This window comes from Moritella sp. Urea-trap-13 (genome assembly GCF_002836355.1).
Classification (GTDB): domain Bacteria; phylum Pseudomonadota; class Gammaproteobacteria; order Enterobacterales; family Moritellaceae; genus Moritella.
The window spans coordinates 220,763-228,485 of the sequence record NZ_PJCA01000037.1 but is presented as its reverse complement, the minus strand read 5'-3'; the positions used below and the strand labels follow the sequence as shown (position 1 = coordinate 228,485).

The 7,723-nt window shown below is 39.3% G+C and carries 9 protein-coding genes; 8 read left to right on the top strand and 1 reads right to left on the bottom strand.

The genetic code is table 11. The features are described 5' to 3' along the window. The 6 genes from CXF93_RS22320 to CXF93_RS17945 form a co-directional block, all read left to right on the top strand. On the top strand, positions 1-203 hold a 203-nt coding region (locus tag CXF93_RS22320; RefSeq protein WP_232784252.1), incomplete at its 5' end, for a hypothetical protein. Positions 204-729: 526 nt separating this feature from the next. Next, the gene (locus CXF93_RS17965; protein WP_101063892.1) at positions 730-1,068 is read left to right on the top strand and encodes a P-II family nitrogen regulator; all 339 of its coding nucleotides are present in this window, start codon (positions 730-732) and stop codon (positions 1,066-1,068) included. 11 nt (positions 1,069-1,079) lie between these two features. Beyond that, positions 1,080-2,312, top strand: a complete 1,233-nt coding sequence (locus tag CXF93_RS17960) for an ammonium transporter (RefSeq protein ID WP_101063891.1) — start codon at positions 1,080-1,082, stop codon at positions 2,310-2,312. A 180-nt stretch (positions 2,313-2,492) separates the two neighbouring features. Then, positions 2,493-3,074, top strand: coding sequence for an aminodeoxychorismate/anthranilate synthase component II (locus CXF93_RS17955; RefSeq protein ID WP_101063890.1), 582 nt, complete (start codon positions 2,493-2,495; stop codon positions 3,072-3,074). A 149-nt stretch (positions 3,075-3,223) separates the two neighbouring features. After that, positions 3,224-4,444 (top strand): aspartate aminotransferase family protein, encoded by a 1,221-nt coding sequence (locus CXF93_RS17950; protein WP_101063889.1) that lies wholly within the window; start codon positions 3,224-3,226, stop codon positions 4,442-4,444. Positions 4,445-4,489: 45 nt separating this feature from the next. Then, positions 4,490-5,356, top strand: coding sequence for an NAD(P)-dependent oxidoreductase (locus tag CXF93_RS17945; protein WP_101063888.1), 867 nt, complete (start codon positions 4,490-4,492; stop codon positions 5,354-5,356). Positions 5,357-5,452: 96 nt separating this feature from the next. On the opposite strand, the gene crp is transcribed toward CXF93_RS17945, so the two are convergent. Continuing rightward, positions 5,453-6,094, bottom strand: a complete 642-nt coding sequence (gene crp / locus CXF93_RS17940) for a cAMP-activated global transcriptional regulator CRP (protein ID WP_017223190.1) — start codon at positions 6,092-6,094, stop codon at positions 5,453-5,455. Positions 6,095-6,377: 283 nt separating this feature from the next. Here crp and CXF93_RS17935 point away from each other — a divergent pair, with 283 nt between their 5' ends. After that, complete coding sequence (locus CXF93_RS17935; protein ID WP_101063887.1) at positions 6,378-6,782, top strand: OsmC family protein; 405 nt, start codon at positions 6,378-6,380, stop codon at positions 6,780-6,782. Between the two features lie 242 nt (positions 6,783-7,024). Beyond that, positions 7,025-7,609 carry a cache domain-containing protein gene (locus CXF93_RS17930; RefSeq protein WP_101063886.1) on the top strand — a complete coding sequence of 195 codons (585 nt, stop codon included), beginning with the start codon at positions 7,025-7,027 and terminating at the stop codon, positions 7,607-7,609. Positions 7,610-7,723: the final 114 nt, after the last annotated feature.

Genomic DNA, 7,723 nt, shown 5'->3' with positions numbered 1-7,723 from the left:
ATAAAAAAAGCCTGAATCTTATGATTCAGGCTTTTTTTATGCCTGAAATTCAGAGATACAAAAATAGATTGTGCGAAGTGGTAGTTCAGTTGTTGCTGAAAATGTTCCTTACATTTCTCTACACTTCCACCATCCATGGTGGTCGTAGACTATTTATAAAAAAGCGGCCTGTCACGCTGAGAGCCGCGAGTTGTGATTTATAAAAAGTCGTTCACTTTCTCTTTGCCAACAAACAAAAAAGCCTGAATCTTATGATTCAGGCTTTTTTGTGCCTAAAATTCAGAGATGCAAGTAAAACAGATTATGCGGAGGGGTATGTCTTATAGATAGTATTCAGTAGGGGGCTGAAAATGTTCCTTACATTTTTCTGCACTTCCACTATTCATGGTGGCCGTAGGCTCTTTATAAAATCTAGTTCTTTAGACTGTCGTCATGCTAATAAGTAATAACAATTAAAATTAGTTAATGTCTTCCGCTATTTTAAGATATGAGAAGTTATTTAAAATTGGGATTACGATCTCAAATAATGAGCTAGTTAACATTTTAATTACAACTGCACTGGAATGGGGTAAATCCAAGATTTACCGCACCATGATGGTGCTCTGTAGGAGCATATAAAATAAATTTAGCACTTAAGTTATTGAATTTATATGGTTTAAAATGTTGGCACGGAGATTGGATTAAGTTTAACTATATAGATATTCCATATACTCATGCAAGGAGCTCTTTATGAAGCTAATAAGCGCAATCATTAAACCATTTAAACTCGATGATGTTCGTGAAGCTGTAGCAGATTTCGGTGTTGAAGGATTAACAGTTACCGAAGTTAAAGGCTTTGGTCGTCAAAAAGGTCATACTGAATTATATCGTGGTGCGGAATATCAAGTTGATTTCTTGCCAAAAGTTAAGTTAGAAATTGCCACGCAGAGTGAAAATGTTGATCGTCTCATTGAAGCTATTAGCAGTGCTGCTTACACCGGAAAGATTGGTGACGGTAAGATTTTTGTTTACGATTTAAAACAAGTTGTGCGTATTCGTACGGGCGAAATGGATGCAGAAGCAATTTAAAGGAATAAATTATGCAAGAATTAACAACTACAGTTACTGAGCTGCGTTTTGCACTCGATACTTTTTACTTTTTAATGTCTGGCGTACTAGTGATGTGGATGGCTGCAGGTTTTGCAATGCTAGAAGCTGGTCTGGTTCGTTCTAAGAATACCACTGAAATTTTGACTAAGAACATCGTGTTATATGCAATCGCATGCATCATGTTCCTATTAGTCGGTTATAACATCATGTATGTTGATAACGCAGAAGGCGGTATTATCCCTTCATTTGGTTCTTTAATTGGCTCGCAATCTGAAGGCGCAGATCACTCATTAGAATCAGACTTCTTCTTCCAAGTCGTATTTGTCGCAACTGCAATGTCTATTGTATCTGGTGCGGTTGCTGAACGTATGAAATTATGGGCTTTCCTTGCTTTCACAGTCGTACTAACGGGTGTTATCTATCCGATTGAAGGCTACTGGACTTGGGGTGGTGGTTTCTTGTCTGAAGCAGGCTTCTCCGATTTCGCCGGTTCAGGTATTGTTCATATGGCCGGTGCATCTGCTGCATTAGCTGCGGTACTGCTACTGGGTGCTCGTAAAGGTAAATACGGTAAGAATGGTGAAGTTTATCCAATTCCTGGTTCAAATATGCCATTAGCTACACTGGGTGCATTCATTTTATGGATGGGTTGGTTTGGCTTTAACGGTGGTTCACAGCTAATGCTTTCAGATGCTGAAAACGCAACTGCAGTTGGTAAAATATTTTTAAACACTAACGCGGCTGCGGCTGGCGGTGCTCTATTTGCATTACTTGTTACTAAGCTCATGTGGGGTAAAGCAGACTTAACTATGGTGCTTAATGGTGCATTAGCTGGTCTCGTCACTATCACCGCTGACCCACTAAGCCCATCACCAGCATTTGCCACATTACTAGGCGCTTTAGGTGGTGTATTAGTTGTATTTAGTATCGTGGCATTGGATAAAGCGAAGATTGATGATCCCGTTGGTGCTATTTCGGTTCACGGTGTGTGTGGTTTATTTGGCTTAATGGTTGTGCCATTTAGCAATGCAGATGCGACATTTGGTGCTCAACTATACGGCGCTGCAGTTATCTTCGCTTGGGTATTTACGGCAAGTATCCTCGTTTGGGCTGTTCTGAAAGCAACAATGGGTATTCGTGTTACTGAAGAAGAAGAAGTTATGGGTATGGATATGGCCGACTGTGGTATCGATGCTTACCCTGAGTTTGTCTCAGTTAAATAAAGAGAATTAATAATCATTTATTAATTAAAGAGCTCAGCATTCGCTGGGCTTTTTCGTTTGTGGCTTTAAACGTAAATAATATTTAGCGGGTATAGGTCTATTACAAATACTCATTATTAGAAACCAATTTCTAGCTATGATATTATTCGCTCAGTTTCCTCATTATAATTTTAATATTCCATGTTACTTATTATCGATAATTACGATAGTTTCACGTTTAATTTATTCCAATATTTCTCTGAACTTGGACAAGACGTTGTCGTTAAACGCAATGACGAAATATCACTAGCGCAAATAGCGGCTTTATCTCCTGATTATCTGGTCATATCTCCTGGTCCGTGTACCCCCAATGACGCTGGTATTTCATTATCAGTTATAGAGCAGTTTGCTGGTTCAATCCCCATTTTAGGTGTGTGCCTGGGTCATCAGTCTATCGCGCAAGTTTTTGGTGCAAATGTCATTAAGGCCAAACAAGTAATGCATGGAAAAACCTCAAAGATAAAGCACAAAGGTAAGGGGGTTTTTACTGGATTAAAGAATCCGTTAACAGTCACTCGTTATCACTCTTTAATTGTCGAAACACTGACGCTCAGTGACGAATTTGAAATCACCGCTTGGACTGAAGATAATAATGGTGAATTTGATGAAATAATGGCGTTTAAGCATAAATACTTGGCTTTAGAAGGCGTACAGTTTCATCCTGAAAGCATTTTGACTGAGCAGGGAAAAGAGCTATTAAATAATTTTCTCCTAAGGCATTAATTGCATCTTAAGAGATTAATCAGTTTTCTGCTGTGTTATGACTCATTGGACTTGACCTTTGATTAAATATCTATATATAGTGAATATATATTCGCCATTAACTGGCGTTTAATTATTTAGACATTGATGTTTACTAAGAGGAAAGGAATATGACCAATAACGTAACAGGTGTGACTCGGGAAGATTTTGATAATGTCATGGTCCCAAACTACGCACCGGCAGCGATGATCCCTGTACTAGGTCAAGGTTCACGTGTTTGGGATCAAGATGACAATGAGTACATTGATTTTGCTGCAGGTATTGCCGTCAGTTGTTTAGGCCATTGTTACCCTCCTTTAGTTGAAACCCTACAAAAACAAAGTCAGCAATTGTGGCATGTGAGTAATTTGTTGACGAATGAACCCGCATTAAGGCTTGCCGCTAAGCTGACAAATTTGACGTTTGCAGATAAAGTTTTCTTTGCCAATTCCGGCGCTGAAGCTAATGAAGCGGCTTTAAAATTAGCTCGTCGTTATGCGCTGGATAAATTTGGTGCAGCTAAAGATCAAATAATCTCATTTAATCAAGGGTTTCATGGCAGAACTTTCTTCACCGTGACCGTCGGTGGTCAATCGTCTTATTCTGATGGTTTTGGTCCTAAGCCTGGTGCTATAGACCATGTTGATTTTAATGATCTTGCTGCCGTAGAAGCGTTAATGAGTGATAAAACCTGCGCGGTTATGATGGAACCTTTGCAAGGTGAAGGTGGTATAAATACTGCTAATCAGCAATTTTTGATTGGTGTTCGCGCGCTGTGTGATAAATATAATGCCTTACTTATATTTGATGAAGTACAAACGGGTGTTGGCCGTACGGGAACTTTTTATGCTTATCAACATACTGACATTAAACCTGATATTTTAACCTCAGCCAAAGGGCTTGGTGCTGGTTTTCCTATTGCCGCCATGCTAACGACAGATCGTATTGCTAAGAGCCTTAGTGTGGGAACGCATGGCAGCACTTATGGCGGTAATCCACTTGCTTGCAGCGTTGCGGAAGTGGTTGTTGATACGGTTAGTAATGATGCTTTTTTAGCTCAAGTTAAGGTGAAATCAACCACCTTTAAAGACGCCTTAGCGCAGCTTAATAACCAATATGCGATTTTCTCTGACATTCGTGGTGAAGGGTTATTATTAGGTGCTGAGTTAACGGAGCAATATCAAGGTCAGGCCATCGCGATCATGAATCAAGCGGCGCAAGAAGGATTATTAATATTAGTGGCAGGGGCTAATGTGTTGCGCTTTACACCAGCCCTTAATATACCTGAACATGACATTCATGCCGGGATGAAAAAACTGAGCTTAGCTATCGAAAAGTGGTTATCAGCTTAAGCGTAAATAACATTATAAATGACGTGTCATAAGGTAGGCGAGAAAATGAAAATAGCATTTATTGGTTTGGGTGCAATGGGTTATCCAATGGCTGGTCATTTGCAAAATGCAGGGCATGATGTCGTGGTATTTAATCGCACTGAAAGTAAAGCAGCCAGTTGGGTCGAAAAATATCGTGGAGAAAGAGCTTCAACACCGCACCTCGCTGCATCTAATGCTGATTTAGTGCTCATGTGTGTTGGTAATGATGATGACGTGCGTAGCGTTGTTTATGGCGCTGATGGCGTATTGTCGGCAATGACAGCGAACACAATACTGGTCGATCATACCACTACATCGGCATTATTAGCCGAAGAGTTATCTGCTGCTTGTCTAAAATCAAATGTTCATTTTCTTGATGCGCCAGTGTCGGGTGGGCAAGCGGGGGCTGAGAATGCCCTGCTTACTATTATGACGGGCGGTGAAGCCAGCATCTATGAGCGTGCTTTGCCTGTGTTAGATATTATGGCGAAGAAAGTTACTTTGGTTGGTGGCGTGGGCGCTGGGCAAAAATGTAAAATGGTTAATCAACTTTGCATCGCGGGTCTGGTACAAGGTTTAGCTGAAGGCGTTAATTTTGCCAAAAATGCAGGATTGGATGAACATGTGGTATTGGATGTATTACGCAATGGTGCTGCACAGTCTTGGCAACTAGAGAATCGTACATTAACCATGGCAGAAGGTAAGTTTGACTTTGGTTTCGCGATTGACTGGATGCGTAAAGACCTAGCGATTTGTTTTGAAGAAGCAGAGCGTAATGGCTCTTTAGTACCGATTGCGAAATTAGTCGATGGATTTTATGCAGAATTACAAGATGCAGGTGAGCAACGTAGTGATACCTCAGTATTAATTAAACGATTAGATAAGCGATAAAATTAACTAACGTATAAATAGCAGTTAATAAAAAAGGCGTCTGACTTGTGAGTAATATGTCAGACGCCTTTTTATTATCTTAATAAAATGATTGAATTAGCGAGTGCCAAATACCACAATCGTTTTACCATGAGCTGAAATAAGCTCTTGTTCTTCAAGCATCTTCAAGATACGACCAACAGTTTCACGCGAGCAACCAACGATCTGACCGATTTCTTGACGAGTAATTTTAATTTGCATACCGTCTGGGTGAGTCATTGCGTCAGGCTGTTTTGCTAAGCTTAGTAATGTCTGTGCAATACGACCTGTCACGTCTAGGAATGCTAGATCGCCCACTTTTTGGCTTGTTGTTTGTAAACGTTCAGCCATTTGTCCTGATAGACGCATTAGAATTTCAGGGTTAACTTGGATTAACTGACGGAATTTTTTATATGAAATCTCTGCTACTTCACATGGTGATTTAGCTCGGATCCATGCACTACGTACAGGTTCTTCAGTATCTTCAAATAGGCCTAATTCACCCATGAAGTCACCTTGGTTAAGGTAAGAGAGGATCATCTCTTTACCTTCTTCATCCTTGATTAGAACGGCCACAGAACCTTTAACGATAAAATATAAAGTTTCTGCTTTTTCTCCAGCATGGATTAGCGTACTTTTTGAAGGGTACTTGTGGATATGGCAGTGAGATAAGAACCATTCTAAAGTAGGGTCGGATTGTGGCTTGCCGATAACAACCATGGGTATTCCTCTGTAAGTTATTATAATCGCAAATTATGTCCGTATTGCGATATTTTAATTTTATTATTATTAATGACTTGATAGCATAAGAGACAATAACACTAATAAGCAAGAACTGAGTTGATTTCTGTTCATATCAACGTGAATATATCATTTTTTGAATATTGACTTACTGTTTATTTGTGACTTTAAACTATATTTGGGATATGAGACGGTACTTTACCACTTTAGTGGTGGGTTGTATTGTTTAGTGCCTTTGAATTGAATATTAACGAGGGGTTTTATGAAAGCTAATGTGAAGTGGATCCAAGAAATGCAATTAATGGGCACATCAGAAACGGGTCACGGTATTCTAATGGACGGTGATCGTAGTGGTATTGCAGCAAGTCCAATGGAAGTTGTGTTGATGGGTATGGGCGCATGTAGCTCTATCGACGTTGTGGATATTTTAAAAACGGGCCGCCAAAACATCCTCGGTTGTGAGGTTAATTTAACCAGTGAACGTGCACCTGAGCCACCGCGTGTATTCACTAAGATCAACGCCCACTTTATTGTTTCTGGCAGTGAGTTGAATGAGAAAAAAGTTAAGCGGGCCGTTGAACTATCAATGGAAAAATATTGCTCTGTTGCTAAAATGCTAGAGAAGGCAGCTGAGGTTACTTCGAGCTATGAGATTGTAGCTCAATAAGCCGCTTTGATCGTTAAATATTAACGATAGGTTGTTACTGTATACTTATCGTTAATTTCCCCGCTAAATTGATCACATTATTGCAATCTAATTACACTGAAAATATAAACAATGCGCTATTAGTTAAAATTCCATTTTAGTAAATCAATAATTAATAATTATTTTTGTCATTGTTTACAGTCGTTTATGTTTTTATATGATAGCATAATGAAAGATTGTTTTGTTATCTTGTAGAGGCTGTAATGTGCCGACGTTATTCTGTTACCAACCAAATTGCCTTGTGTATCGCATTCAGTTTTATGGTTTTAGTGTTTATTGCACTCGGTTATTTATCCATATTACGCGGAGAAATGCTGGCAGAAAGAAAGTCACGTTTAGTTAATATAATTGATAAAACGGAAGCTATTTTTCAGCACTATGAGCTGTATTACCAATCGGGAGTCCTCTCGCTTGAAGATGCACAGAAACACGCCTTAAAACGCCTTTCCTTACTCGATGATAATTATATTTTTGTGTTTGATGATAACTACACCTTGCTGGCTTCTTTAGGTGGTGTGGACTATGCGCATGAAAATGTAAAAATGCAAAAAGATTCTGGTGGGGATTTTACTTATCAAGAAATCCATCAACAGGCCAAAAAATTAATGGGTGGAACCTTTATTCGTTATTGTTTCCCATTATTTATTGGTGGTGAACCAGTACGTAAAATCTCTTACAGTAAGCGTTTTCCTGCATGGGGCTGGACGTATGGTGCGGGTGTTTATATTGATGATATTGATTCGATTATCGGTCATACGTTAACTTCATTTGACGAATCCGTCGTATAATAAAATGTCATTGGCCATCGTTTAATAAAACATTATTTGGATGTACTGGCGTTATCGCGATATAATTCAGCTTAAAACACTAGAACGCGCAGGATCTCCATCTAATTAGAGTTA

What these genes read in the sequence shown, in the direction of transcription:
- CXF93_RS17965 (WP_101063892.1), top strand. Translation starts at nt 730, where the DNA reads ATGAAGCTAATAAGCGCAATCATTAAACCATTTAAACTCGATGATGTT.
- CXF93_RS17960 (WP_101063891.1), top strand. Translation starts at nt 1,080, where the DNA reads ATGCAAGAATTAACAACTACAGTTACTGAGCTGCGTTTTGCACTCGAT.
- CXF93_RS17955 (WP_101063890.1), top strand. Translation starts at nt 2,493, where the DNA reads ATGTTACTTATTATCGATAATTACGATAGTTTCACGTTTAATTTATTC.
- CXF93_RS17950 (WP_101063889.1), top strand. Translation starts at nt 3,224, where the DNA reads ATGACCAATAACGTAACAGGTGTGACTCGGGAAGATTTTGATAATGTC.
- CXF93_RS17945 (WP_101063888.1), top strand. Translation starts at nt 4,490, where the DNA reads ATGAAAATAGCATTTATTGGTTTGGGTGCAATGGGTTATCCAATGGCT.
- crp (WP_017223190.1), bottom strand. Translation starts at nt 6,094, where the DNA reads ATGGTTGTTATCGGCAAGCCACAATCCGACCCTACTTTAGAATGGTTC.
- CXF93_RS17935 (WP_101063887.1), top strand. Translation starts at nt 6,378, where the DNA reads ATGAAAGCTAATGTGAAGTGGATCCAAGAAATGCAATTAATGGGCACA.
- CXF93_RS17930 (WP_101063886.1), top strand. Translation starts at nt 7,025, where the DNA reads ATGTGCCGACGTTATTCTGTTACCAACCAAATTGCCTTGTGTATCGCA.